A 25,496-nucleotide genomic window follows, 5' to 3' on the forward strand; every position below is an offset into this window, starting at 1 on the left:
GTCAAAAGGACGTTAAATTTAGATTTAGATAGACATAATGAAAAAATGGGTTTTGGGATTACTGCTAATCTCATGTTGTGGTTTTTCTGCTTTTGCACAAAGTAGTGGCAGTAGAGGTCGTATATCGGGAGTTGTTGTCGATGGTGACGACAAATCGCCGATCATGCAGGCTACTATTCAGGTCCTTTCTTTGCCGGATAGTACAATGGTAACAGGAGATGTTACGGATAATGACGGGAAATTTTCTATTGCTACCCGTCCAGGAAAGTATGTATTGAAGGTTTCTTTTGTGGGATATACCCCTACTTATAAGCCGTTTACGCTTACTAAAGCGAAGCCGAGCCTGAATATGGGGCAATTGACATTGAATTCGGATGCCATTATGCTGGAAGGAGCGGTGGTGGTAGCCGAAGCACCGGAAGTGACGGCGGTAGCCGATACATTGGTGTATAGCAGCTCTGCTTATCGTGTCCCGGAAGGTTCAGCCCTTGAAGAACTTGTAAAGAAATTGCCGGGAGCGGAAGTGGATGAAAACGGAAAGATTACGATTAACGGTAAGGAGATCAAGAAAATCATGATTGACGGTAAGGAATTCTTTGCTGATGATCCGAATATCGCGATGAAGAACTTGCCGGTCAATATCATAGATAGGGTCCGTGCTTATGACAAACAGTCGGATATGGCCCGTGTAACAGGTATTGATGACGGTGAAGAAGAAACTGTCCTTGATTTGAGTGTCAAGCCAGGGATGAATCAGGGTTGGTTAGGTAATGTCGATGCTGCCATGGGTACAGAAGACCGGTATAGCGGCAAGCTGATGGCAAGCCGGTTTTGGGGTGAAAATCAGATGACGGCTATCGGCTCCATGAATAATGTGAACGACAACAGTTTTCCGGGTGGAGGCGGTGGTTTCCGTCGTGGCGGTCAGAACGGTCTGAATGCGATCAAGATGGGTGGCTTTAACTTTGCGACCAAAAATGAAAAACTGGAAACGGGCGGTAGTGTCAATTTCAAATACAATGATGCGGATATCCAGAGTAAGCAGAACGCTGAAACCTTTGTTTCAAGTGATGTGAGTTCATTCGAAAATGTATTGAGAGCCCAACGGAACAAAAATACGAATCTACGTGCTGATTTCCGTTTTGAATGGACTCCCGATACGATGACGACCCTTATTTTCCGTCCTAACTTTTCATATGGTAAAACAAATAACGGTTCCAGTTCCAAATCGTATACATTCAATGATGACCCGGGGTACAACATTGATGATATGATAGGTACAGAAGATATTACATCATTGGTTCCGGAAGAAAAGATTATCAATACCATTGTGCGTAACTCGTTGTCTAAGTCGGATGATCTTTCATTCGGAGGTTCGTTGATGTTCAACCGTCGGTTAGGCAAATCCGGCCGGAACATAACGTTACGTGGTACTTATAATTATACGAATGATGACAGCGAACAGTTCTCCACTTCGGAAACGGATTATTATCAGAAGTCTCCGGAAGAACGTCTGGAAATATTGAACCGTTATATTACGACTCCGACCAAATCTTATAACTATTCACTTCGAGCATCTTATAGTGAACCGATCTTTAAAGGCGGATTCTTGATGTTCAGCTATAATTTCCAGTATAAACGTTCAACTACAGACAATTCTACCTACGATATGCCGAACGACTGGACTATCGGGAACGGTTTTCTGCAGAATTCGGCGGTATATAATCCGGAACTGAGTAAGAGTGTCGAATATGATTATTACAATCATCAGGTTGATGTACAGTTACGTTGGATCCGTGAAAAGATGCGTCTGAATGCCGGTGTATCTTTCCAGCCTCAGAATACCAAACTTGCTTATAAGAAAGGTAGCCTGGATACAACGGTTGTCCGTAACGTGTTCAACTTTACTCCGACCCTGGATTTCCGTTATAACTTCTCAAAGACAAGTCAGTTGCGTATCAATTACCGGGGACGTAGTTCGCAGCCGAGTATGACTGATATGTTGCCGACAACGGATGATACGGATCCGCTGAATGTAAAGATGGGTAACCCCGGATTGAAACCATCGTTTACGAATTCTTTGATGGGATTCTATAACTTTTTCAATACTGAAAAGCAACGGGGATTGATGACTCATATACGTTTCCAGAATGTATTGAACAGCATCAGTAACCGTCGGACTTACAATGAAACGACCGGTGGATATACTACCATGCCTGAGAATATCAATGGAAACTGGAATCTGTTCGGTCTTTTGGGTACCAACACTGCATTACGTAACAAGAAGTTTACAATCAATACGTTCACTACCATTAGCTACAATAACATTATCAGTTATATAAGTGACAAGGCTTTATTGGAATTGGCCGATAAGAATAAGACCAAACAATTGAATCTGGGTGAACGTTTGCGTGGTACTTTCCGTAATGACTGGTGGGAATTTTCTTTGAACGGTACGTTCAATACAATGCGTACCCGTAACAGTTTCCAGGAACAGAACAATATGAATACTTATGAATTTTCATATGGAGCCAGTACCAATATCTACTTGCCATGGAATATGGCCATTGCGACAGACCTTTCCCAAAATTCACGTAGAGGGTATTCGGATGCCAGCATGAACCGTGACGAACTTATCTGGAATGCACAGATTTCCCAGAACTTCCTGAAAGGGAATGCTGCTACAGTCAGTATCCAGTTCTATGATATCCTGCGAAACCAGAGTAATGTGAGCCGTACCATCAGTGCCGCTATGCGTCAGGATACCGAATATAACTCCATTTACAGTTATTGTATGGTACACTTTATCTATCGCTTGAATCTGTTTGGAGGAAAATCTGCTGCCGGTCCGGCTAACAGGAGAGGGCCTGGAGGATTTGGTGGTCCGGGTCATGGTAGACGTCCGTTCTGATGACCTATACGGTAGAGATAAATGTAAAAGAGAGAGGGGAATGTTGTTGAAACGTTCCCCTCTCTCTTGTTATATTAATAACGGCAAGGTTATTTGTCCTTGATTCCGAATAACCAACGGAAGAAGCGGACAAATATGTTCCTTTTACGTGGTTGTGTATCCGTTTCACTGTGGTTTACCGTTGCTTTTATCGTATCTTGTCTGATGGTATCAGATACGCCTGTCTGCAATGAATCCGCTGGGATTATCAGGCTGTCGGCCGGTAATGCCAATTCTTTCTTTTGCAGCAGTGAGTCCTTGGGTAAGATAGAATGTAGGCTGTCGGTAACCAAGCTGTCGGTTTTAAGCGAATCTGATTCTACGGGTTTGATATTTGCTTTCGGCTTTTGTGGTTTCGCTGCTGCAGGAGCGGGTTTAGGTTTCTCGATCTTGAATTGCACAGGAACCGAATATTTGCATCGTACGGTTTTCCCGTTGTCTTTTGCAGGAATCCAGTCGGGCATAGCTTTGATGACATCCAAGGCGGCTGTATCCATCGAAGCTTCCAGATGGCGGACAATACTGGGGGAGGATATTGAACCGTCACGTTCTACGATGAACTGTATAACCACAATCCCTTCTTTTCCTGCCTTTTTGGCCCAATCCGGGTATTTCAGGTTCCGTTTCAGGTAGTTCATGAAGCCTTTCATTCCATTGTTCGGGAATTCGGGCATATGCTCTACCACGGAGTATACCTGATAGGTATTTTTAGGATTCATGATGATTTCACGAGGTTCATCACGGTTCTCCAGAAAATCATTGATACTTAATGACTGGTTTTCCATACCGTCTGCACGGACTGTGATGTTGTGTGTATAGTCGGCATCAATGTGGAATTCACCGTTTGCGTTACTTGATGTTTTACGGCCGGTACCTTGTATACTTACCGTAGCTCCTTCGATTGCTTTCCCGTTGTTGTGTCTGATGATACCGCTGACGGGTATAGTCGTATTCTGCTGTTTGAATGTTGCGATATCTTCCGGCCGGTCCAGATATATGATCTTGTCGGTTTCTGTTTCTTCCAAGATGAATGATTTGACTGACCGGTCTTTCTCTTCGGGGAAATAGAGATATACTCTGGCGTAATTGTCACTGTTCCACGTATATTCGAAAGTAATATTACCCTGTTCGTCGGCTGTATGGTCATCGGTTTCTCCTGAGATACGTAAAATAACTCCCGGTTGCGGATCTCCGTTCGATTTCAGGATACTGAAACGGAAGGTCAGTTTCTTTTCTTGTGCATCGGCATTTTGAGGAATACCGATGAGGTAGAACAAGACAAAAAGAATGAATATATATGAATTTTTCATCTGGATTAATATGCAGTATATATAATTTAGCTGTACAAAACTACAAGTAATCTCTTTGATTTGTTCTACCTCATTGTTAATAAAACTAAATAAGGATAGTTTCCTCCTTTATCGGCCGGTGTCGGATGATGACTTTGCCAGTCTTTTCTTGCGCAACTGGCTCAGATGTCTGAGGGCGTTTTTGCGACTGAGTATGATTTGATTGCGGTATACGATACAAGTGGTTATGAAATAGATACCAGTCTGTATCCACAAGGCATGGTACTCGGGAAGTACGTCACTCAGTGTGGCTCCCATATTATTGATACGTACGAAACCGTTGATTCCGAAGGTTGAAGGGAAAAGCCAGGAGAAGATTTCCCAGAATTTAGGGATGGCTGCCCCCGGCCAGGAGATTCCGGAAATGAACAGCAACGGAACTGAAGTGAATACATATATCATCATACAGGATTCACGGTGATGGATGAAGATGGAGCACGTCATGGCAAAGAAAATGCATGCCAACAGATATGGAAAAATGAATGCCAGTAAGGTGGCAGGCTGGGCAATCTGCACCAGACTGAACATTTTCGGTACCAGGCAAAGTACATAGGAGGATATAGCTGCGTAAATGAGCAGATAGGCAAATGATTTGCCCAATACGATACGGAGCACTCCCTGGTAATTTCTCCCGGCCGGAATCAGTTCATTGAACCGGTTGTTTTCACGTACAGTACCGGCTGAAAGGCCGATGCCGAGCAGCAATGTCTGCTGTATGATTAGGATCAGTACGGCTGGAATCAGAAAACTTGCAAATCCGTCTTGGGGATTGAACATGGATACGGCTTCATATTTTATGGGAGCAGTACTGATTTCGTCCTGGCGGTCGGTTGTATTACCGGCTCGTTCTATCTGTATCTGTTTGTTCATGACAAGGGAAGCCTCTGTATTGGCAATCAGGATGGCTTTATAATATAACATTCCGCTCATGTCACAGAAGATACTGACCTGTGTCTGTATACCTCTGGCTAAGTCTTTGCTGAAATTTTGCGGTATATAGATGACACCATATACTTTCTGTTTCTTCAAAAGGTCTTTGGCTTCTTCCAGATCGGAACAATATGCCTGGATATGGACATCGGGACTGCCGTCTACCAGACGGATGTATTCACGGCTCGTCGATGAATTGCTGGCATCAACAACCGCTGTCGGGACTTCTCTGACTACTTCATTGGTGTAGATGAATGCATAGATCAAGGGATAGACCAATGGTACAAGCAGGAAAAAGATCAATACTCCCTGGTCTTTTACACAAGCCTTCAGCTCTTCTTTGCAGTTATGGAATAATCCGTTGAGACCTTGTCTGATAATATGTCGTAGTGAGTATTCTTTCATAAGTACAAACTTTTATGGGATGTATGTATAGTGTAACATCTCGTTCCGGAGCTTCTTCAATACGAAGAATGGAAGTATCATGAATATCAGTAATGCAACTATGGAGTGCCATGCATAGACGAGCGGGTATCCGTTGAGAGCCAGATTTACGTAGAGCAGGAAATAGTGCCGTAATGGAAACAGATTACTGAGCGCCTGGAGTGTAGGGTGCATGGCCATTACAGGGAAAGTGAATCCCGAAATAGAGAAGGAAAGCACTCCCCATAATGAAGCGGCGCTCATTGAAAGCCGCATGGAACCGAACAAGCCGAAAAAGAATATGCCCAAGGCTTGTGAAGCCAATACCAGCAGAAGTCCGGATAGAAGCATCGGGAGAATCCCGCTATTGCAAGGGAAATGTTGGAACCCATATAGATACACATTATAGAATACCGCTACGATAAAGAATATGATAGTATGCGGAAGCAGTTTGCCTGTCAATGCTGTCGTAATGGAATTATCTGCCATTTTCAGTAGCTGCCCTGCTGTATTGTCTTTGATTTCTACTCCCAGTGCATAGGAAGTGGTAAGGAATATCAGAAGCATCAGGATACCAGGGAAGAGGGTATTGCACAGATATACGGAATAGTTCAGCCATGGATTGTTTAAAGCATGGGTATCTATTACGATAGGCTGTAGATAAGTCATGGCCTGATCCATGGTTGCACCTTTGGCCAGCAGGGTACTTCTGCCTATGGCTCCTGAAGCCAGTTCGGACATGGTACGCTGGTCTTTGTATAATAAAGATCCGGCAATCAGATATGAATAGTTGATATAAAATGAAACGGTCGGTTGCCGGCCTGCAATTGCTGCTTCTGTCGTGCCTTCCGGAATATAATAGAATGAATAGATTTCACCTTTCTGCATGGCTTCACGCGCATCATTGAAACTGCTGAACTGTTCTATGATACGGGTATTCTGAAATGCATCCAGATTGCGGATTATATTACGCGTTGTCGATGTATTGTCCAGATCCACAACACCTGCGGGCAGATTGTTGGGTAATCCTTTGCTCATTAACGTTGTAAAGAAAATGAAACAGAAGATTGGTGCAATCAGCATACAGAATACATACATCGGTTTGCCGGCTATGCGGCGAAGCTCGCGTATGGAAATCAGTAACAGGCGTTTATGGATAGTTATAGGCATGGCGGATGTTTATTTTTCGATGATGGCTGACATTCCCGGTCGGAGGTTTTCAACCGGTTGTATAGGTTTTGCTTTTACTTCAAAAGTCTTTAAGTCAAATTGTCCGGTCGTCTTGGTCGCTTTCCAGGCTGCATATGTTCCAAGATCTTTCATGTAGGTCACCTTCAAGGTTATCTCTTTTTCAAGAGCCGGGATATAGGGTGTGATTTCACCTCCTACAGAGAAATCTTTCAGAAAGTCTTCACGGACGTTGAATGTAATCCACATGTCGTTCAGTTCGGCTATATTCATGATAGGAGCTCCGGTTCCGACCAGTTCTCCCACTTTAGGGAATATTTCGGTAACTTCTCCGTCGGCCGATGCTGTCAGTATGGTTTCTGCTATGTATGAGCTGACTTCGGCTACAGCGCCTTTGGCACGTTCTACCTGTGCTGCGGCTGCTTTCTTGTCTTCACGCTGTGCACCGTTTTTTGCCATGGTATATTGAGCTTTTGCCGCCCGTTCAGTAGCTACCATCGCATCGTACTGAGCCTTTGCTTCATCACGTTTCTGGGCCGACATGACTCCTTCTTCATAGAGGCGGTTGACACGGTTATATGATTTCTCGGCGATATTGAGTCCGGCTTTCGCTTTCTGCCACATTTCAAATGCCGTTTGGAGCAGTTCGGCGCGTGTTCCTCTTTCCGCTTTTTCATTCAGGGCCTGTGCGGCTTCTTCTGCGGCCTGTGCCTGTGACAACTTGGCCATGACATCCGGGGCTTCAAGTATAGCCAGTGTATCACCGGCCTTGACCTTATCACCTTCGCTGACAAGGAATTTCAGGATACGTCCCGGAACTTTGCTTGAAACGCGGTATTCTGTTGCTTCTGCTTGTCCTTGAATGATTTCGGAATCTTTTCCTAAGGTAAAGAATCCTATCACACTGACGATAATCACTACACCTACCAGTGTGCCTAGTGCCAGGATAATGTTGTTGCGTTGAGATTTTTCAGCCATATCTGTTCGTTATTTTAAAGTTCCCATTGATTTGTTTAAATATATTTCACTCATTTTCAAATCGATCTGTGCATCAATCTTTCCGGATTGGGCCGATAGCCATGCCGTTTGTGCTTCAAGTACATTACTGGTAGGTATTACCCCTTCCTTGAAACCGAGATTGGCGTACCGGAGATTTTCTTCTGCCTTTTCCATATTTTTTTCGGCCATGGTCAGTTTTTTTGTAGCTTCATTTACTTTGTATGTGCTTTGAGTTACCTGTAATTCTACCTTTTCTCTGGTATCGTCCAATTGATAACGGGCTATATTGGCTTCAGCCTTGGCTGCCTTTACTTTATAGATGCCTTCTCCCCAGTGGAATACCGGTATTTTGACTACCACACCTACACCCCATGTCCCACGGAATTTTGTCTCGAATCCGTTGAACAGTGAAGGATTTGTCACCATATAGTTGGCCGTTAAGCCGATAGAAGGAAGAAAATCGGCACGGACCACATTGACTTTCTGCCGATAGATATTTTCTGCCAGTTCAAGGCTTTTCAGCTCTTCACGGTTTGCAAAGGCGGTAGCTACATTGCTTTTCGTGTAGGTAGAAGGTAATGTGAGGTTTTCCATGGTTTCATCGGCCAGACTGATATCGGTATCCAGGGGTAATCCGCAGATCTGGCAAAGGACCATTTTGGCAAGGCTTAATCCATCTTCCACTTGTGTCAATGTCATTTCAGCTTCGTTGACTTTCACCTTGACGCTTAATCCGTCGGCTTTGGTTGCAACTCCTTCCGATACCATCTTGTCTACATCCGAATCGAGTCTTCTTACAAGTTCAAGAAAACTTTCAGCCAGCTTTTTCTTGTTGACAAGTGAAATGACTTGCCAATAGGCTTGGTCTGTATTCAGAATCAAATCTTGCATACCGGTTGCATGTTGCGAAACTGCCAGTTGTTCGGCATATTTTGTTATCTTGTTGTAAGCCATTATTTTCCCTCCCATATAAATAGGTTGGGTAAGTGTTGCGATGCCGGCATACAAGTTTCGTGTATCGGTGTGGAATGCATCTACGATGCTTTGTCCTGCAGCGTTTAATCCGTTGGTCAGGTTACCGATGATGGGTTGTAAAATAGCCTGGTATTGTGGGGGGATGGTTACGGGTAGCCCACTGGCTATTTCCTGAATCGTTTGTCCCAGTTGTGTACCGACATTACCGATTGCTTCTTTCTGGATATCACTTAATAAGGAAATTTCCTTTTCTGTACGCATGTAGGTACCCATTACATCTATTTTGGGCAGGAAATTGGTGAATGCTGCTTTCTGTTGGTAGTGTGCAGCCGTTATTTTTTCCTGTGCGATACGTAATTCCTTGTTGTTGGCAAGAGCCAGCGTACGGCAGCTGTCGAGCGTGAGAATACGTTGTGCATAGCTGCTGAATGACAGCCCTGACAATAAGATTAAGCCGAGAATTCTTTTCATTACCAATTCAGTTAATTAATAGTTTAGTTGCTTATGCAACAATGCAAATGTATACAATATAAACAAACTGGCAATAGAAAAGTTTGAAAAAGATTGTCGATGCAACTTGTTTTTGATTTTTTTTGTAAAACCTTAAAAATATGTTACGTAAGGGTATCTAAAATGGAGATAAAATAAAGAATTCGTCATTGTTCCAATGGGTAATGACGGATTCTTCTGTGGGTCTCTTATATGGTTGTTTCTGTTTATAAACCAGATATTTTGGCTTCTTTAGGCTTGTGACTGATAGGGTTATAAAGGACTTTTGCTTGGCCATTGAAAAATCCAAGATAGCTCCGGCTTTCTTCACTAGTAGTTTCATCTGTACCTGTGCTTGGGAAAGTGCCGTTGGCCATATGATAAATGATGGGTTGCATCAGGATATCCTGTTCAGATCCAAGCTCGCCCAAATCCAGTGTCATGTCTTCCGCTTGTTGGTAATCGGGTTCCAGTCCGTTTGTATAGTAGTCATAAAAACCTTCTGAATTAGCGAGATAATGTGTCGTCAACCAGAATTCGATTAACGGATATGCTTCGTTTGTATAGAGACTTTGTGCCACATTTTTTCCGAAAGTAGCATCTCCTACCTGCAATAGCTTGTCGCCTAGATAAGGACGTAGGCTGTTGATGGTCAGTTCCGCAGCAGAAGCTGTGGAACTGGAAGTAATTATATAGAGATAATCAAAGTTGGCCTTAGTGACTCCGGTCAGCAGTCCGGAATCAAATATGGCGGTTTGTGATTCACCTTTTTTGTCATTAGGAATCATGGTAAAGCAAGTCTGTCCCATAACTTCCTGGGGGGCAAGAATAGTGCTTAACAATAAGGCTGTGGATACATACCCTCCCGGATTATAGCGTAAATCCAGAATAATGTCGGTAGGTGATTGGGCCATTCCTTGATTGAAGGCTTCCTTTAAAAGATCGGTTTCTTCTTCTTCAAAGCTATTATACATGATGTAGAAAGCTTTTCTGTTTCCTACAGTGATCATTTTTGTGAGCAGGACACTTGGTTCTTCCACATAGCGAGGAGAAGGCATGTCTACTATGAGGGTATCATGTATGCCGTTTTCGTTTTTACGTGCTATTTTATATGTCAGAGCTTGGGTAGGATGTTCAATGAAGTTGGCATAATTGGTCGAGTTGATGGCATAGTTGTTGACCGTGACAATCCAGTCGCCGCGCTTGATACCTGCTTCAGAAGCCGGTGAATTTTCGTAGGTATACAGAACTTGTACCACATTGTCACCATTTGCGTTCCGTACCAGGGCGCCTTGAAATCCGTATGACGGGTATTCACTTGTAACACGTGATGCTTTGATTGAATCCACGTGCGAGAATTGCACTCCATTTTTCTGGTCTTTTGATGAAATGACCGATTGCAGGAAAGTTTCCGGTTTCTGGAAAAAGTTCAGTCCGTCTTCCGCTGGGAGATCTTCATAAAACAGATAGTCCTGCTGCATGGTTTCATACATCCAATATTTGGCCTCAATCAGTGCATAGTATTCGCCCGAACGGTCTTGACCACAGGATAAGAACGCTACTGCGGATATAACGAGACTTATGATATAGATAGGATATTTTTGCATATAAGTTCCTTATTCCATTTCAAACGAGTTTTGTCCGATCATGTTCCCATCGGCAAAGATGTATACATTATATGTCCCGGCAGGGAGAAATTCCTGTACATCCCAATATACGGTAACAGTCTGTTCTTCTCCTGTATATTCAATGTATTTTTTGATGGAATATGTAATCTGTCGGTCTTCATATTGGAAAGTAGTATTCCCTTTCGACAAAATTTCGTTTCCTGGTTTGGCTATACGGATGTATAAGGTCTTGTTTCCGGTTTCTGCCGTAATGTTTTTTACAATGGTGAATGAAATGGCTATTTTCTTTACATCTTTGGCACGGTCGGTCTTTTTACCACGTTTGTTCAACGGGCTGGCATAAATATTGGTAGCGTCCAGTTGGGCAGCCAGAGAGACTTTTTCATGAAGATTCTTTTTCTCGGCTGAAAGATTACTGATCTGGACGGTAGCGGCATTGTATTTATCTTTGACTTCTTTGTTTTCTACAGTCAAAGCTTCGTTAAGTCTGTTCAAGGAGTCTATTTGAATGACGTAGCTTCTCAATACGGCACGTACGGTTTTCAACTCTTTCCTCAAACGGGTGATTTCGGCTGCATTGGAGCTTTTTACCTGACGTAATTCTTCCAGCAGGCGTTGTGTCTTCAGTTTTTCACTTTCCAGCTTTTCGCGCAGGGAATCATTGTTGATCTGTACCTGTAATTCATCGTATTGGGTAGCGAATGTACTGTATTCATTTTCCATCTCCTCCTTTTCTATAGCAAATAATTCGGTCATTTGTCTGTTCTTATGAAATTGGGTAAAGGCGAAGAAAGAAACCCCGGCAACAAGAACAATTAACGCTATGATAGCAATGACTAACTTTTTACTCTTTTCCATCTGCTTCTTTTATGTTTTGTGCAAAAATACAACATTTTATGTATAAGCTTCTTTTTAGCTTCTAAAAAAATGTAATTATGGATGTTTCAATGTGAGCGGATAATTATCGGCCGGCATCCATTGATGGTATGAATAGGTGGATTGTACCGGAGTGTGTCTTGTAATCCATCCGTTAAGTTTGTCGGTAAGTATTTGGTTATCGGTAGTTATGAGAGTGGTCGGGTTATAGTAATATAGATTTTTGAAAGTGTAATCGGATGTGTTTATAGCGGCTTCAGTCTTGTCGTCATAATAGCAATAAGAGATGTTGGGCGTAAGGGCTCTATAGGATATGTTCCCGAATTTCGGCGAGGGGGTATTCCCGTATGTGTAGCAATTGCTCATTGACGAACCTTTTTCACAAGTGTATGTAAGTCCTCCTGCTATTTCTGAAAAGGTATTGCAGACAGCATAACAGTTCTGGATATATCCGAAATTATTGGAGCAAATTGATCCTGAGGCTGATTCATATTGTTTGGAGGTATTGATGATGGATGTATATGTCACGGATGTGTTGGCTATGATCCCTTTGTTGCTTCCGGCAATGCCTCCTACACGTAGATCTGTCGGATAATCTGATGTAATGGTGCAATTTATCAGTTGGCAGCCATCAATCAGTCCGTAGTTTGCTCCTGATAGAAGTCCGGTTATCGTTACACTGTATTGTGAGGTCGTAAGTCGTGAATCTTTGATGGTCAGGTCTTTGACAATACCGGACGTTCCAATGAAGGAAAACAGTCCGTAACCATATGTTTTTTGGGGAGCCTGAAGTCTCAGATTAGACAATGTATATCCGTTTCCGTTGAAACAGTCATTGAATTGTTGGCTTTTGAATTCCCGATAATATCCTATTTCATGGATTCTTTCACATTCTTCTGGAGTAAATGTGATATCATTGTAAAGGTTGTAGGTTGTTATATTGCCAGTGTTGTCAGCAAATTCTTCAAGTGTTCTGTTTCCGTATTCAATTCCACTGATAAGGTGAGTGAATGCTATGAAATCTTCTGCGTTGTAAATGCCGGGTATTCTTTTATCGGGGCGTATGGCACACTCATAAGAATATCCTTTTTTATAAGTCCGGTTGTCTATGTCAAGTTGATAATATTGGCTGGTAGTTGTAAGAGTGATGCGGATGGACATGTTTTCCGCAGGTGGAATTATAAGGGTATAGACTGGATTGTCAGTACGTTCTAAAAAAGTTGTGTAGGTTTGTCCGGTATCGAAGGACGGGGTACCGGTTATAAAATCGAAATGGTGGACAGATACAGACGGGGTGATTTCCATGCTTACAAGTGTTTTATTTAATGCGGGATCCAGGTGGATGGTAAGTTGTGAAAACTGATGTTCGAACAGCAGTTCTATCGGTTCGTTACAGGTGGCATGGGTTTGGCAACCTAATAAGTCTATCAGCTTGTTGTCTGTAGGGTAGAAAGCTGCGGAAGTACCTGTTTCAGCGGTAATAGGATAGTATGCTTGTATGGATGCTGTTTCCGTCTGCCCCTCCCATTTCAGGACAGGAGTTGAATTCCATTGTTGGTTTTGATAAGTCAGTATTGCCTTGTCGGCGGTGATGCCTCCTTGGGAGTAAAGCAGAATCTGGTCTTCTTCCTGGAAATAGCATTCGGAAACAGACCTTGAATTTATGGTATTGAATTTCGGATAGTAAGAGATTTGATATGTCAGTTCGGACGTTAAATAGGCAAGCTCATGTTGGCAACCGGATGATATGACGGTGATTATAAGGAATACAAATACGCATTTCATAATATAAGAATTTACTTGTTTTATTATGATAACGCAAATTTGTGGATTTCTATATGGAATGGGGATAAAAAATGCGTCACTGAACCTTCACAGGCTGGTGACGCACATTACAATACAAAATACAAATACAACTAAACGAGATATATTTTAAACAAATAGTGCTTTTTATACAATTCCTTGGGCCATCATGGCATGTGCCACTTTCATGAATCCAGCAATATTGGCTCCTTTCACATAATTTACATATCCGTCGGGCTCAGTACCGTATTTGACGCACTGCTCATGGATATTGTGCATGATTTCATGAAGCTTATTGTCGACTTCCTGAGCGCTCCAGCTCATGTGCATAGCATTCTGGCTCATTTCCAGGCCTGATGTGGCTACGCCGCCGGCATTGACTGCCTTACCTGGAGCATACATGATTTTATGTTCGATGAAAGCATCGATAGCTTCAGGCGTACAGCCCATATTTGAAATTTCTCCGACGCAAAGAACGGAATTTTTTATCAGATTTTCGGCATCTTCGCCATTTAATTCATTCTGGGTTGCACATGGAAGTGCGATATCGACTTTCACTTCCCAAGGACGGCGTCCTTCGATGAAGGTCGCTTTCGGGAATTTTTCTGCATACGGTGCCACGATGTCATTTCCGGAAGCGCGGAGTTCAAGCATATAGTCGATCTTTTCGCCGCTGATGCCGTCCGGATCATAGATGTATCCGTCTGGTCCTGAAATGGTCACTACCTTTGCCCCTAGCTGGGTAGCCTTTGTTGCGGCCCCCCATGCTACGTTACCGAATCCAGAGATGGCTACAGTCTTGCCTTTTATGCCGATACCTTTAGCGTCCAGCATATGTTTTACGAAATAAAGTCCGCCGAATCCGGTTGCTTCCGGTCGGATTAATGAACCTCCGTATTCAAGGCCTTTGCCTGTAAATGTTCCGGTAAATTCATGTGTAAGTTTCTTGTACATACCGAACATATAGCCCACTTCTCTTCCGCCTACACCGATGTCTCCTGCGGGAACATCCATATCCGGGCCGAGATGATGCCATAATTCCAGCATGAAAGCCTGACAGAATCTCATGATTTCTGCTTCACTTTTTCCTCTTGGAGAGAAATCCGAACCACCTTTTGCGCCTCCCATCGGAAGGGTTGTCAAGGCGTTTTTGAATGTTTGCTCAAATCCCAGGAATTTAAGGATGGAAAGATTTACAGATGCGTGGAAACGGATTCCGCCTTTATATGGACCTATCGCATTGTTGAACTGTACGCGATAGCCGAGATTAACCTGTACTTTACCTTTGTCGTCTACCCAAGGTACACGGAATGTAATGATACGGTCTGGTTCAACCAAACGTTCAATCAAAGATACCTTTTCGAATTCCGGATGTTGGTTGTAGATTTCTTCAATGGAAATCAATACTTCTTTGACTGCTTGCAGATATTCTACTTCACCTGGATGCTTTGCTTCCAGTGATGACATAATTTGGTTAATGTTCATGACATATTTGTTTAAAATCTGACAAAATGAAATTTTTATATATGCAAAGTTATAATTTTATGGCGTTTTATCAAATGTTTTTGTGTTTATTTCTTGTGTAATGGTGATAAAATGTTAAATGCCTGAGACTCCCTTACAAAATGTCCATTTCCTTTTCGAATTTGTTGTAAAAGTCGTCATAAATGCTTTAATTTGTTCAATGTAGTTTTGATTTTAAAAATAGTGCTATGCTGAGCAAGATAAAACTGAACCAACTCTATTTTAAAGATACCCAGTTTGTAAACCTGATGACCCGTCGTGTCTTCAATGTCCTGCTGGTGGCAAATCCTTATGATGCCTTTATGCTGGAAGATGACGGGCGTATCGATGAAAAGATTTTCATTGAATACATGAATCTGAGTCTTCGCTATCCTCCACGTTTTACTCAAGTGTCGACTGAAGAAGAAGCCTGGAAGAAATTGTCTGAAACACGTTTTGAACTGGTTATCTGTATGCCGGGGTCGGATAATAGTGATACATTTGATATAGGACGTAAGATCAAGGAGAAATTTCCGAAAGTTCCCTTGGTTGTGTTGACACCTTTCTCGCATGGTATTAAAGAACGCATGGAGCATGAAGACTTGAGCATCTTTGAATACGTTTTCTGTTGGTTAGGAAATACTGACTTGCTGGTTTCCATCCATAAGCTGATAGAAGACAAGATGAATCTGGAACATGATATCAAAGAAGTTGGAGTACAGATGATTCTCTTGGTAGAAGACTCTATCCGTTTCTATTCATCCATTCTTCCTAATCTGTATAAGTTCGTGCTGGAACAGAGTAAGGAATTCGCTACGGAAGCGTTGAATGAGCATCAACGGACTTTGAGAATGCGGGGGCGTCCTAAAATTGTATTGGCCCGCTCGTACGAAGAGGCGATGGACCTTTACAATAAATATCAGAATAATACGTTAGGGATTATATCGGATGTACGTTTCCCGAAAGGCGGGAAGATAGAGCCTTTGGCCGGAGTGGAGTTTTTGGAAGAAGTCCGGAAACGTGATCCGTTCATACCCCTTATTCTTCAGTCGGCGGAAGAGACCAACCGGAAGTATGTAGATCAGTTGGGAGCCAAGTTTATAGACAAGAATTCAAAAAAAATGAACATCGATCTCCGGGAGGCCGTATTGGAAAACTTCGGTTTCGGTGATTTTGTCTTTCTGGATCCGAAGACGATGAAGCCGGTTGCCCGTGTCCATAATCTGCAAGAATTGCAGAACATTATCTTTTCCATTCCTTCCGATTCTTTCTATTACCATATAAGCCGGAACCATATATCACGTTGGCTTTATTCACGGGCGATATTTCCTGTAGCCGAGTTCTTGAAACAGGTTACATGGGATTCGTTACAGGATATCGACGCACATCGTCAGATTATTTTTGATGCGATTGTAAAGTACAGGAAAATGAAGAACCAAGGAGTGGTTGCCGTATTTGAACGTGACCGCTTTGACCGCTATTCGAATTTTGCCCGTATAGGCGACGGTTCTTTGGGAGGGAAAGGACGTGGTCTGGCATTTATTGACAACATGGTGAAGCGGCATCCGGACTTTGAAAGTTTTGAGAATGCCCAGATTGTCATTCCGAAGACGGTGGTTCTTTGTACTGATATTTTTGACGAGTTTATGGAAACCAATCAGTTGTATCAGGTTGCTTTGAGTGACGCAGATGACGAAAGTATTTTGAAGGCCTTTTTGCGGGCCAAGTTGCCGGATCGTCTGGTAGAGGATTTCTTCGCCTTTTTTGAAGTTGTCAAGTCGCCTATTGCCATACGTTCTTCAAGTTTGCTGGAAGATTCCCATTATCAGCCGTTTGCAGGAATTTATTCCACATATATGATTCCCTATCTGGAAGACAAATACGATATGCTCCGCATGTTGAGTGATGCGATAAAAGGGGTGTATGCTTCGGTCTTTTATAAAGACAGTAAGGCATACATGCAGGCCACAAGTAATGTGATAGACGAGGAAAAGATGGCTGTCATTTTGCAGGAAGTTGTCGGGAATCAATATGGTGACCGTTTTTATCCTTCCATATCGGGAGTTGCCCGTTCAATCAACTATTATCCGATCAATGAAGAGCTGGCGGAAGAAGGGACTGTCAGTCTGGCATTGGGATTAGGAAAATATATTGTTGATGGAGGTTTGACTTTGCGCGTTTGTCCGTATCATCCTGATAAGGTCTTGCAAACCAGCGAAATGGAGATGGCTTTGAGGGAAACCCAGACGCGTTTCTATGCATTGGATTTAAAGAATACCGGAGAGAACTTTTCTTTGGATGACGGATTCAATCTGCTGAAACTTCCGGTCAAAGAAGCGGAAAAGGATGGGGCGTTAACGTTTATTGCTTCTACTTATGACCCGTATGATATGGTTATCCGTGACGGTATATATCCCGGTGGGCGTAAGGTTATTACATTTGCCAATATATTGCAGCATGATGTTTTCCCTCTTGCACGGATTCTCCAGTTGGTACAGAAGTATGGACAGGGAGAGATGCGTCGTCCTGTGGAGATAGAATTTGCGGTCAATTTGAATTCTAAAGAAAAATCAGGTGTCTTTTACTTGCTGCAGATCCGTCCGATGGTTGATGTGAAAGCGGATTTGGGTGAGGATTTGAATCTGGTACCTTCAGAGAGGATTCTGTTGAAGAGTGAGAATTCTTTAGGACATGGTATCATGAATGATATACAAGATGTTATCTATGTAAAGACAGACGGGTATTCGGCATCCAATAATCAGTTGATAGCCTATGATATAGAAAAATTGAACAGGAGATTTCTGGATGAGGGGAAAAATTATGTATTGGTAGGTCCCGGACGTTGGGGGAGCAGTGATACATGGCTGGGAATTCCGGTAAAGTGGCCTAATATTTCGGCAGCCCGTGTAATTGTTGAGGCCGGACTTACAAACTATCGGGTAGATCCGAGTCAAGGAACTCATTTCTTTCAGAATCTGACTTCATTTGGGGTCGGCTATTTTACAATAAACCCCTATATGAATGATGGCATTTACAATCAAGAGATATTGAATGCAATGCCGGCGGTAGAAGAAACCCGATATTTGCGTTGGGTACGGTTTGAAAAACCTCTTATTATAAAGATGGATGGTAAAAAGAAATTGGGGGTAGTGGTACTCCCTGAATGACAAACATGAAAGGGTCCGTTGGAAAGAGAGTTAGCCTTTGTTCCGATATTCCAGCGGGCTCATTCCTACATACCGCTTAAAATATTTGCCGAAAAATGACATGTTGGCGAAATTCAGGGAGTCAGATATCTCCTGAATGGACAGGTTGGTTGATTTTAATTGTGATTTGGCATCCATAATAACCATTTGGGATATGATTTCTACACAGGTTTTGCCTGTCACTTGCTTGACAATAGTGCAGAGATGGGCGTGTGTAATTCCTAATTTTTCGGCATACCAGGCTACATTGCGTGTCTGGCTGTAGCTTTGAGTAACCAATTGGGTAAAATCCTTGCAGAGCTGTTCACTTTTGGGAAGTGCAGTTTTGCTCTGTTCCTTATTGTTCCGATACATGCTTGCAATTCCGGCATGGATATTGTCATACAGATAAGGTGTAATGGCTTTCCGGCTTTCAACATTGTCGAAAAAGTCATATAAGTTGATTAGAAAATTCAGGTATTGTTCCAATAACTGGGCTCCTTTGGGTTTTAATGTAATGAGAGGACGTCCGATTGTAATATAGAGTGTATTCAGGGAAGAATGGCGCAGATTGGCTTTCCCTATATATCCCGATGAAAAACCGGCAAAATAAATCTTCAGGTTGCCGCTGACTTTATGTATCTGGAAGATACTTCCGGGCATGATGGTTACAAAATCATTGGCATGGACAGTAAAGCGGTTCAGATTTATAGATGCTTCGACTTCTCCGTCCATGCACAACACGAAAATCTCGCATTTTAATCTGCACGGGAAATTGGTGTAGAGGTTGAGCAGTTCTTTACTGATATCTGTCCCTACAATCCATTCTTCGGGCAAATCAAATTTCGGAATTTCTTTATCTCTGTCCATACGCGAGGTTGTGAGCTATCTTTATTGTCATGCAAAGGTAACTTAATTTTGAAATTTAGGATAATTTGCCGATCAAATATTGTTCTCTTTTTTTTGAATTATAGGCGTTTCGGAATCGTAATCATTTAAAAACTTGAAAAAATGGACAAAAAGAGAATATTTAGACCTTGCTGCTAATGGAAATAATCTGTTTCTTTGCACTTCAATAATACGGTTAATTTTATGTCTGGAATGAGATATGGAATTTCCTATAGGAAGAAGGTGAATCTGAGTATTAACTAATATAAAGTAAGTATGAAAAAAAGATTATTTTATTTGTTTGCATTGATTTGTTCAATGGGTTTGTTTACAGCTTGTAGTGATGATGAAACCGAAACAAAGGAAGAAATGACTCTGGAACAAGTGATAACGACTGAATTGGCTGGTACTTATGACGGAACATTGGGTATCATTGTCAATGGCCAGTCTCTTGGTTCTATGGAGCAAAGCATTATTTTGTCTAAATCATCATCTGCCGATAATTCTTTGAAACTTGAACTGAAAAACTTTGAATTCATTTTACCGACACCTTTTGATATAACAGTGGATCCTTGTGCCGTAACTGAAAGTAATGGTACTTATACTTTTGCCGGTTCACAGGAAGTGGCCGTAGGTATGTTGGGAAATCTTCCTGTGAAGGTATCCGGAACTATCAAGGGTGACAATATCACAATAGATATTACAGTGGACGCAACAGCTCTGTTGGGTCAGACTGTCAATGTTTCTTTTGAAGGGACACAAACTAAATGATTATTTCTAATATAGGAAAAGAGGCCGTCTCAAAATGAATTGAGATGGCCTCTGTCGTTTTATATCAGATTGAAGTCGTTTGGATTTTCCTCAAAAAAAGGAATTTACAAGTTTCTTTCTACAGATTTCATCGCTTTAAACGTTTTTTTCTTGGTCAGAAGCCTCTTAAGAGGCTACTTTTGCAAGATTATGCGCTATGGCCAGCAGGCCAAATTCAATTTCCACCTTCTTCAGTCCACGGAGATGGAACCTCTTGAAGTGCTTGTTGTTCTTGAGGTTTCCAAATACGGCTTCCACATCCTGCGGCCGCTGGCTCCGGTATTTAAGACCTTCCGCAGAAAGGAGTTTCTCACGTTCCCTTTCCTTGATTTTCCTCAGCCTGTGGTTTACCTGTACAATCCTTTCCGACCGGCTTCTGTGACACCGGCATCTTAACGGGCAGCCCTTGCAGTTCCGGGCCCTGTACCTTGAGATGGTCTGTACAAAACCGTTGTCTGTCGTCCGCTTTACATCGGAGAGTCTTTTCATCCTCTGTCCCATCGGACAGTACATGCCGTCGGTTTCTTCATTATAGTAAAAGTTGGCAGACAGGAACGGGTCATTCCTGAAGCTTCTTTTCTGTTCCTTGTGGAAATAGCTGTACTTTATGAAGGTTTCAATGCCATGCCTGAAGGCGTACAGGTAGTTCTCCTCACTTCCGTATCCGGCGTCACAGACCGACACGTCAGGATATCTGCCGTACAGGGAATGGAAGTCTTCCATGTGCAGGGGATAGGTGGAGGTGTCACCGGCACACTGATGGAGGGTATAGTTCAGGATGAACTGTCTGTTGGTACTGACCTGCGGGTTGTATCCGGGCTTGAGCTGCCCGTTCCTCATGTGGTCCTCCTTCATCCGCATGAACGTGGCGTCGGGGTCTGTCTTGGAGTAGCTGTTGCGCCCGTCGAGAATCTTTCCCTGGGATTCATATTTCTTCAGCTGTTCGGGCCATGCCTTCTTCACACGCCGAACCTTGGCCTTCACTTTCCGGTCCGCATCCGTTCCCTCCAAGGCTTCATGTATCTGCTCCAGCGCCCTTTCCACCTTCTCGGGGGTGATGTCCTGGTAAGTGAGGGGAGCGGAGTCGCGCAGCTCCTGCTTGGTGACGGACTCGGCGTACCGCCATATCTCCTCAAGCTGTTCCGCGATTCTGGAGATGCGGGTGTGGATGGACTTGCCCCAGACGAACGTATAACGGTTGGCGTTCGCCTCCATCTTCGTCCCGTCGGTGCAGGCCACGTCCAAACTTACAAAGCCTTCCGCCACAAGGAACTTCACGATGGTGGCGAAGACGGTCTTGAGCACATCCTTCAGCCGACTGCTGCGGAAACGGTTGATGGTGTTGTGGTCAGGAGTCACATTGCCGGTCAGCCACATGAAGCGGATGTCATTGCGGCAGAACTCTTCGATGCGGCGGCTGGAATAGATATTGCGCAGATAGGCATATACCAGAATCTGCAGCATCATGCGGGGATGGTAGGCCGGACAGCCTTTGACGGAGTACTTGCGGTAAAGTTCTTCCAGGCTGATCTGTTCAATGATACGGTGAACAACCCGGACCGGGTCGTTCTGGGGAATAAAATCGCCTAAACACGGAGGTAAAAGCAGATTATCGTTGGAGGTATAGTTTTTAAACATTATCTTTGGGATATATTGCTTGATTCCCTAAGATACAAAAAATTAGGGAGACGGGCAAGTCCTGACTGAGCGAAGTTGGGGCTTGCCCGATTTTTTTCCAGACACAAAAAAGGCTATCTCAAATTATATTTCAATTTGAGACAGCCTCTTTTTTCGTATCTGCCCTATCATTTATTGTCGATAGTTCGTTTTATAGTTCTTACCTGTATCTGTTTTTTTAGAAGGAATATCCGAATCCGAAATTCAGATAAATGGGATACATTTCAAATGTAATGGTTTGGAAATCTTTATTGAAAATATCATTTAATCCCCAGGTCAAATAACTGTAAACCTTTAAATGTCGGAATGCTTTCCATTCGCCTCCGGCCTGTAATCCCCATTGGAAGGTACGTAAGTTGTCACTGAAATCGTATGTGGCGACAGCACCTTCCGAAAAATTGATTTTTTCTCCGGTAGGATCTCCTTCACGTAAATAGCCTTCGTATACATTTCCTGTGAAATTGCCGTTTAACAGGATGGAGGCATAGGGGCCGAATTGTACGGTCCATCGGGAAGACGGTTTCCAGGAGGCCAATAATGGAATACTTAAGTAATCGTTTCTGACGTCTGTCTTTACTCCTCCGGTCCAGTTTCCTTTCAGACGGTTTCCGTCGCTGCCTATGATTTCCATACTGTAGTTTTTAACCATGGCTTTGGTTGTCATATTCTTATTTTCGAACCTGAGGCCTAAAGTAATACCCCATTGAGGGGATGAACCTATCCATTTGGTCATTTCTCCTCCAAGCTGGATAGCTAGTGTCGGGTTATATCCTTCAATACTTCGGATTTCAACGGGCAAAGGAATTGGTGAGAATCCACCGATGTTGAATCCGGCTTTTAAGGCGAACTCCCATCCGTTTGATTGTGTCCGTTTTAAGGTGCTATGTTGCTGTTGTGCCTGTATACTGGAAGTCAATGCCAGCATTAAGAGCATTGTGGTCAATATCTTTTTCATAAATTACAGTTATTCTTCATTGATTATAGATATTTCATCAATCCAGAGAGTACTTTCAGGAGCTCCCTCAAAAGTGGCGCCATTGATGCTGGAAGCCATTACTAAAGCGAAATTATACCCTCCTGTATACAATTTTGCGTAGTCAATTTCTTTCCCATATCGTTGATAGTCGAATTCAATCTCGAAATAGGTCCATTCATCACGTTCGGAGTGATCGTTGATCCGTGCCAAGGCAACCATTTGTGGATGTTGAAAATTCTCAGTCGGTAAAGTTCCGTCCAAAGTGATCGGTTTATTTTGTTCGTCATGGTTTTCGTAGAAAATGGCATAGATATCAAACTGGTCTTTTTTATCGGTATAATTACCGTTTTCATAAAATCTAGGACCGGATTGATATTTGTAGTAGCCGGTGATTTTCAGAGGCTTTTTATAGTAGGTTGTACCAAATAGTGTGGCCGTAAGTGGGTTGGACAAGGCATTTGCTATATTGAATTGTCCGATGAAAAGGTTGCCGGAAGCAATCGGCATATTTACCATAGCTCCCAGGCTTCCGGTCGTTTTTGTAACCAGTTTGACGCATTGACCCCTGTATCCGTTCTTTTCAATGGTAGTAGGGTAATTCAAGGCATCCGAATTCCCTGAAGACAGTTTGAAGCCTGGATTTCCGCTGGCCCAGGTTAATGTGTGGTCATTGTCTGTTTCATAAAAAATATAATAGCCGTCATTCAGCCTGACATTTTCAAAGTGGTATTCAGTAGGTATTTCTGTGATTGACTCCTCTCTGACGTTTATGGAGTAAACACGTTGCCATTTCCCGTCTTCAGATGTAACGGTATAGCGTACCGGAGCAGTGAAGTCGTGTACACTCCCGCTTGCCGGTATAATGCTTGCTCCCGGAGTCAATGTAAAAGTTGGGGCAAGTTCTGTGCGGTCTGTCCCTTGTTTGACCTCGATGTAGATAGGGTAGGCATCTATGGATTCCTCATAAGGTAAATTTACATTGATGGAATCGGTAGCCAATACATTGTCTGGCAAGTAACATCCTATGATGTCAGCTTCAGCATTAGGGGCTTCTTTCCGGATGCAGGAAAGAGTGAGAAGGGCTATTAACGAGATTCCTATAATATTTGTCAGTTTCATTGATAATGAGAATTTCGGTTAGTTGAGACAAATATATAAAAGTTTCCTGGATTATAAAATCAGATGGGAGATCTGTACATAAAAATCCCCGCAAGGAATGGAATTTCATTGCGGGGAAACTTGTTTATTTAAGAAAAATTTTCTTTTGTAGCTTTAGCTTTGTTATACAATACCTTGAGCCATCATAGCTTTGGCAACTTTCATGAAACCGGCAACATTTGCACCTTTTACGTAATTGATATAACCGTCAGGTTCTGTACCGTATTGTACACACGCTTCGTGGATATTCTTCATGATACTTTTCAGCTTTTCATCTACCTCTTCCTGACTCCAGCTCAGTTTGATAGAGTTCTGTGTCATTTCCAAGCCTGAAACGGAAACTCCTCCGGCATTGGCTGCTTTACCTGGAGCATACAGAATTTTTGCTTCCTGGAATACACGGATCGCTTCTGGTGTTGACGGCATGTTCGCTCCTTCGGAAACAGCGAATACTCCATTTGCGATTAGAGCTTTGGCATCATCTCCATTAATTTCATTCTGAGTTGCGGATGGAAGAGCAATATCTGCCTTTTCATTCCATGGACGTGCACCGGCAACATATTTGCATCCATATTTTTCGGCATATTCACGGATACGTCCACGATACAGGTTCTTCAACTCCATAATGTAATCCAGTTTTTCCCGGTCGATACCGTCAGGATCATAGATATAACCGTCGGAGTCGGACATTGTAACGACTTTAGCTCCTAGTTCTATTAATTTCTCTACAGTATATTGGGCTACATTTCCAGCTCCGGAAACCAGGCAGGTTTTTCCTTTGATATCAATATTTCTGGTTTTCAACATTTCAAGCAGGAAATAGATATTACCGTAACCGGTAGCTTCCGGACGGATCAATGAACCGCCGAATTCCCGTCCTTTGCCGGTCAATACTCCGCTGAATTCATGGCTCAGTTTCTTGTACATACCGAACATATAACCGACTTCACGTCCTCCTACGCCTATATCACCTGCAGGTACATCAGTTTCGGGACCGATGTGACGCCACAATTCCAACATGAAGGCTTGGCAAAAGCGCATGACTTCAGCGTTTGATTTGCCACGTGGTGAAAAATCAGAACCTCCTTTACCTCCACCCATCGGGAGAGTTGTCAATGAATTCTTGAATGTTTGTTCGAATGCCAGGAATTTCAGAATACCCAGGTTTACTGAGCTATGGAAACGGATACCACCTTTGTAAGGGCCAATGGCGTTGTTATGCTGGACGCGATAACCCATATTGGTCTGGATGTTACCTTTGTCGTCCATCCAGGTAACCCGGAACTGATAGACTCTGTCGGGAATACATAAGCGTTCAATCAGATTTACTTTATCGAATTCGGGATGTTTGTTGTATTCTTCTTCGATTGTTCCTAACACTTCTTCTACTGCCTGATGGTATTCAGGTTCATTTGGAAATCTTCTTTTCAGATCTTCTAAAACTTTTGCTGCATTCATAAATAGATGAGGTCTCTAAAAATTATTATTAGTTGTTTGTCTTTATCTTCTACCGAAGAACAGTTACAAATATAAAGACAAAGAATGTCTCTTGCAATATTTGTCAATGAAAAAAGAAGGAAAATGTATAAAATGAAACTTTTTTGGAATTAAAAAAACAAAAATATTCAAATCATTTGTTTTTTATGGATTTTATTATTGGAATGAAAACCAATGCTCCTGATATGAGAA

The 25,496-nt window shown here is 42.7% G+C and carries 17 protein-coding genes; 3 read left to right on the top strand and 14 right to left on the bottom strand.

Annotated elements, in window-relative coordinates; all coding sequences use genetic code 11:
• Positions 1-37 precede the first annotated feature (37 nt).
• Complete coding sequence (locus tag BQ7489_RS00220; RefSeq protein ID WP_072529547.1) at positions 38-2,911, top strand: TonB-dependent receptor; 2,874 nt, start codon at positions 38-40, stop codon at positions 2,909-2,911.
• Positions 2,912-3,000: 89 nt separating this feature from the next.
• On the opposite strand, the gene BQ7489_RS00225 is transcribed toward BQ7489_RS00220, so the two are convergent.
• The 9 genes from BQ7489_RS00225 to gdhA all read right to left on the bottom strand — a co-directional run bounded on the left by BQ7489_RS00225 (position 3,001) and on the right by gdhA (position 15,095).
• Positions 3,001-4,260, bottom strand: coding sequence for a TonB family protein (locus BQ7489_RS00225; RefSeq protein WP_072529548.1), 1,260 nt, complete (start codon positions 4,258-4,260; stop codon positions 3,001-3,003).
• A gap of 108 nt (positions 4,261-4,368) precedes the next feature.
• Complete coding sequence (locus BQ7489_RS00230) at positions 4,369-5,634, bottom strand: ABC transporter permease (RefSeq protein WP_072529549.1); 1,266 nt, start codon at positions 5,632-5,634, stop codon at positions 4,369-4,371.
• A 12-nt stretch (positions 5,635-5,646) separates the two neighbouring features.
• On the bottom strand, positions 5,647-6,822 hold the full coding sequence (locus BQ7489_RS00235) for an ABC transporter permease (RefSeq protein WP_072529550.1): 1,176 nt from the start codon (positions 6,820-6,822) through the stop codon (positions 5,647-5,649).
• A 9-nt stretch (positions 6,823-6,831) separates the two neighbouring features.
• On the bottom strand, positions 6,832-7,818 hold the full coding sequence (locus BQ7489_RS00240) for an HlyD family secretion protein (RefSeq protein WP_072529551.1): 987 nt from the start codon (positions 7,816-7,818) through the stop codon (positions 6,832-6,834).
• A 9-nt stretch (positions 7,819-7,827) separates the two neighbouring features.
• Complete coding sequence (locus tag BQ7489_RS00245; protein ID WP_072529552.1) at positions 7,828-9,285, bottom strand: TolC family protein; 1,458 nt, start codon at positions 9,283-9,285, stop codon at positions 7,828-7,830.
• A gap of 245 nt (positions 9,286-9,530) precedes the next feature.
• A complete protein-coding gene (locus tag BQ7489_RS00250; RefSeq protein ID WP_072529553.1) occupies positions 9,531-10,910 on the bottom strand; it encodes a S41 family peptidase in 1,380 nt (459 codons plus the stop codon).
• Between the two features lie 9 nt (positions 10,911-10,919).
• A complete protein-coding gene (locus tag BQ7489_RS00255; RefSeq protein ID WP_072529554.1) occupies positions 10,920-11,789 on the bottom strand; it encodes a hypothetical protein in 870 nt (289 codons plus the stop codon).
• Positions 11,790-11,864: 75 nt separating this feature from the next.
• Entirely contained in the window at positions 11,865-13,592 is a 1,728-nt protein-coding gene (locus tag BQ7489_RS00260; RefSeq protein WP_072529555.1) for a fimbrillin family protein, read from the bottom strand.
• A gap of 165 nt (positions 13,593-13,757) precedes the next feature.
• A complete protein-coding gene (gdhA, locus tag BQ7489_RS00265) occupies positions 13,758-15,095 on the bottom strand; it encodes an NADP-specific glutamate dehydrogenase (RefSeq protein ID WP_072529556.1) in 1,338 nt (445 codons plus the stop codon).
• A 227-nt stretch (positions 15,096-15,322) separates the two neighbouring features.
• Between gdhA and BQ7489_RS00270 the strand changes: the two genes are divergently transcribed.
• Positions 15,323-18,280, top strand: coding sequence for a PEP/pyruvate-binding domain-containing protein (locus BQ7489_RS00270; protein WP_072529557.1), 2,958 nt, complete (start codon positions 15,323-15,325; stop codon positions 18,278-18,280).
• A gap of 30 nt (positions 18,281-18,310) precedes the next feature.
• Here the strand turns inward: BQ7489_RS00270 and BQ7489_RS00275 are convergent, their stop codons facing one another.
• Positions 18,311-19,168 carry a helix-turn-helix domain-containing protein gene (locus BQ7489_RS00275; protein WP_072529558.1) on the bottom strand — a complete coding sequence of 286 codons (858 nt, stop codon included), beginning with the start codon at positions 19,166-19,168 and terminating at the stop codon, positions 18,311-18,313.
• A 294-nt stretch (positions 19,169-19,462) separates the two neighbouring features.
• Between BQ7489_RS00275 and BQ7489_RS00280 the strand changes: the two genes are divergently transcribed.
• Entirely contained in the window at positions 19,463-19,957 is a 495-nt protein-coding gene (locus tag BQ7489_RS00280; RefSeq protein ID WP_083580414.1) for a calycin-like domain-containing protein, read from the top strand.
• 165 nt (positions 19,958-20,122) lie between these two features.
• On the opposite strand, the gene BQ7489_RS00285 is transcribed toward BQ7489_RS00280, so the two are convergent.
• The 4 genes from BQ7489_RS00285 to BQ7489_RS00300 all read right to left on the bottom strand — a co-directional run bounded on the left by BQ7489_RS00285 (position 20,123) and on the right by BQ7489_RS00300 (position 25,265).
• Entirely contained in the window at positions 20,123-21,634 is a 1,512-nt protein-coding gene (locus BQ7489_RS00285; RefSeq protein ID WP_083580413.1) for an IS1182 family transposase, read from the bottom strand.
• Positions 21,635-21,851: 217 nt separating this feature from the next.
• A complete protein-coding gene (locus BQ7489_RS00290; protein ID WP_072529560.1) occupies positions 21,852-22,628 on the bottom strand; it encodes a porin family protein in 777 nt (258 codons plus the stop codon).
• A gap of 9 nt (positions 22,629-22,637) precedes the next feature.
• On the bottom strand, positions 22,638-23,768 hold the full coding sequence (locus BQ7489_RS00295; RefSeq protein ID WP_072529561.1) for a PCMD domain-containing protein: 1,131 nt from the start codon (positions 23,766-23,768) through the stop codon (positions 22,638-22,640).
• 162 nt (positions 23,769-23,930) lie between these two features.
• Positions 23,931-25,265, bottom strand: coding sequence for an NADP-specific glutamate dehydrogenase (locus BQ7489_RS00300; protein ID WP_072529562.1), 1,335 nt, complete (start codon positions 25,263-25,265; stop codon positions 23,931-23,933).
• Positions 25,266-25,496 lie beyond the last annotated feature (231 nt).

The organism is Bacteroides ilei, from assembly GCF_900128495.1.
Lineage (GTDB): Bacteria > Bacteroidota > Bacteroidia > Bacteroidales > Bacteroidaceae > Phocaeicola > Phocaeicola ilei.

Excerpts from the sequence above, each read along its gene's own strand:
- BQ7489_RS00245 (WP_072529552.1), bottom strand. The coding sequence starts at position 9,285 with ATGAAAAGAATTCTCGGCTTAATCTTATTGTCAGGGCTGTCATTCAGC.
- gdhA (WP_072529556.1), bottom strand. The coding sequence starts at position 15,095 with ATGAACATTAACCAAATTATGTCATCACTGGAAGCAAAGCATCCAGGT.
- BQ7489_RS00250 (WP_072529553.1), bottom strand. The coding sequence starts at position 10,910 with ATGCAAAAATATCCTATCTATATCATAAGTCTCGTTATATCCGCAGTA.
- BQ7489_RS00225 (WP_072529548.1), bottom strand. The coding sequence starts at position 4,260 with ATGAAAAATTCATATATATTCATTCTTTTTGTCTTGTTCTACCTCATC.
- BQ7489_RS00255 (WP_072529554.1), bottom strand. The coding sequence starts at position 11,789 with ATGGAAAAGAGTAAAAAGTTAGTCATTGCTATCATAGCGTTAATTGTT.
- BQ7489_RS00290 (WP_072529560.1), bottom strand. The coding sequence starts at position 22,628 with ATGAAAAAGATATTGACCACAATGCTCTTAATGCTGGCATTGACTTCC.
- BQ7489_RS00275 (WP_072529558.1), bottom strand. The coding sequence starts at position 19,168 with ATGGACAGAGATAAAGAAATTCCGAAATTTGATTTGCCCGAAGAATGG.
- BQ7489_RS00295 (WP_072529561.1), bottom strand. The coding sequence starts at position 23,768 with ATGAAACTGACAAATATTATAGGAATCTCGTTAATAGCCCTTCTCACT.
- BQ7489_RS00230 (WP_072529549.1), bottom strand. The coding sequence starts at position 5,634 with ATGAAAGAATACTCACTACGACATATTATCAGACAAGGTCTCAACGGA.
- BQ7489_RS00235 (WP_072529550.1), bottom strand. The coding sequence starts at position 6,822 with ATGCCTATAACTATCCATAAACGCCTGTTACTGATTTCCATACGCGAG.
- BQ7489_RS00270 (WP_072529557.1), top strand. The coding sequence starts at position 15,323 with ATGCTGAGCAAGATAAAACTGAACCAACTCTATTTTAAAGATACCCAG.
- BQ7489_RS00280 (WP_083580414.1), top strand. The coding sequence starts at position 19,463 with ATGAAAAAAAGATTATTTTATTTGTTTGCATTGATTTGTTCAATGGGT.
- BQ7489_RS00220 (WP_072529547.1), top strand. The coding sequence starts at position 38 with ATGAAAAAATGGGTTTTGGGATTACTGCTAATCTCATGTTGTGGTTTT.
- BQ7489_RS00240 (WP_072529551.1), bottom strand. The coding sequence starts at position 7,818 with ATGGCTGAAAAATCTCAACGCAACAACATTATCCTGGCACTAGGCACA.
- BQ7489_RS00260 (WP_072529555.1), bottom strand. The coding sequence starts at position 13,592 with ATGAAATGCGTATTTGTATTCCTTATAATCACCGTCATATCATCCGGT.
- BQ7489_RS00300 (WP_072529562.1), bottom strand. The coding sequence starts at position 25,265 with ATGAATGCAGCAAAAGTTTTAGAAGATCTGAAAAGAAGATTTCCAAAT.
- BQ7489_RS00285 (WP_083580413.1), bottom strand. The coding sequence starts at position 21,634 with ATGTTTAAAAACTATACCTCCAACGATAATCTGCTTTTACCTCCGTGT.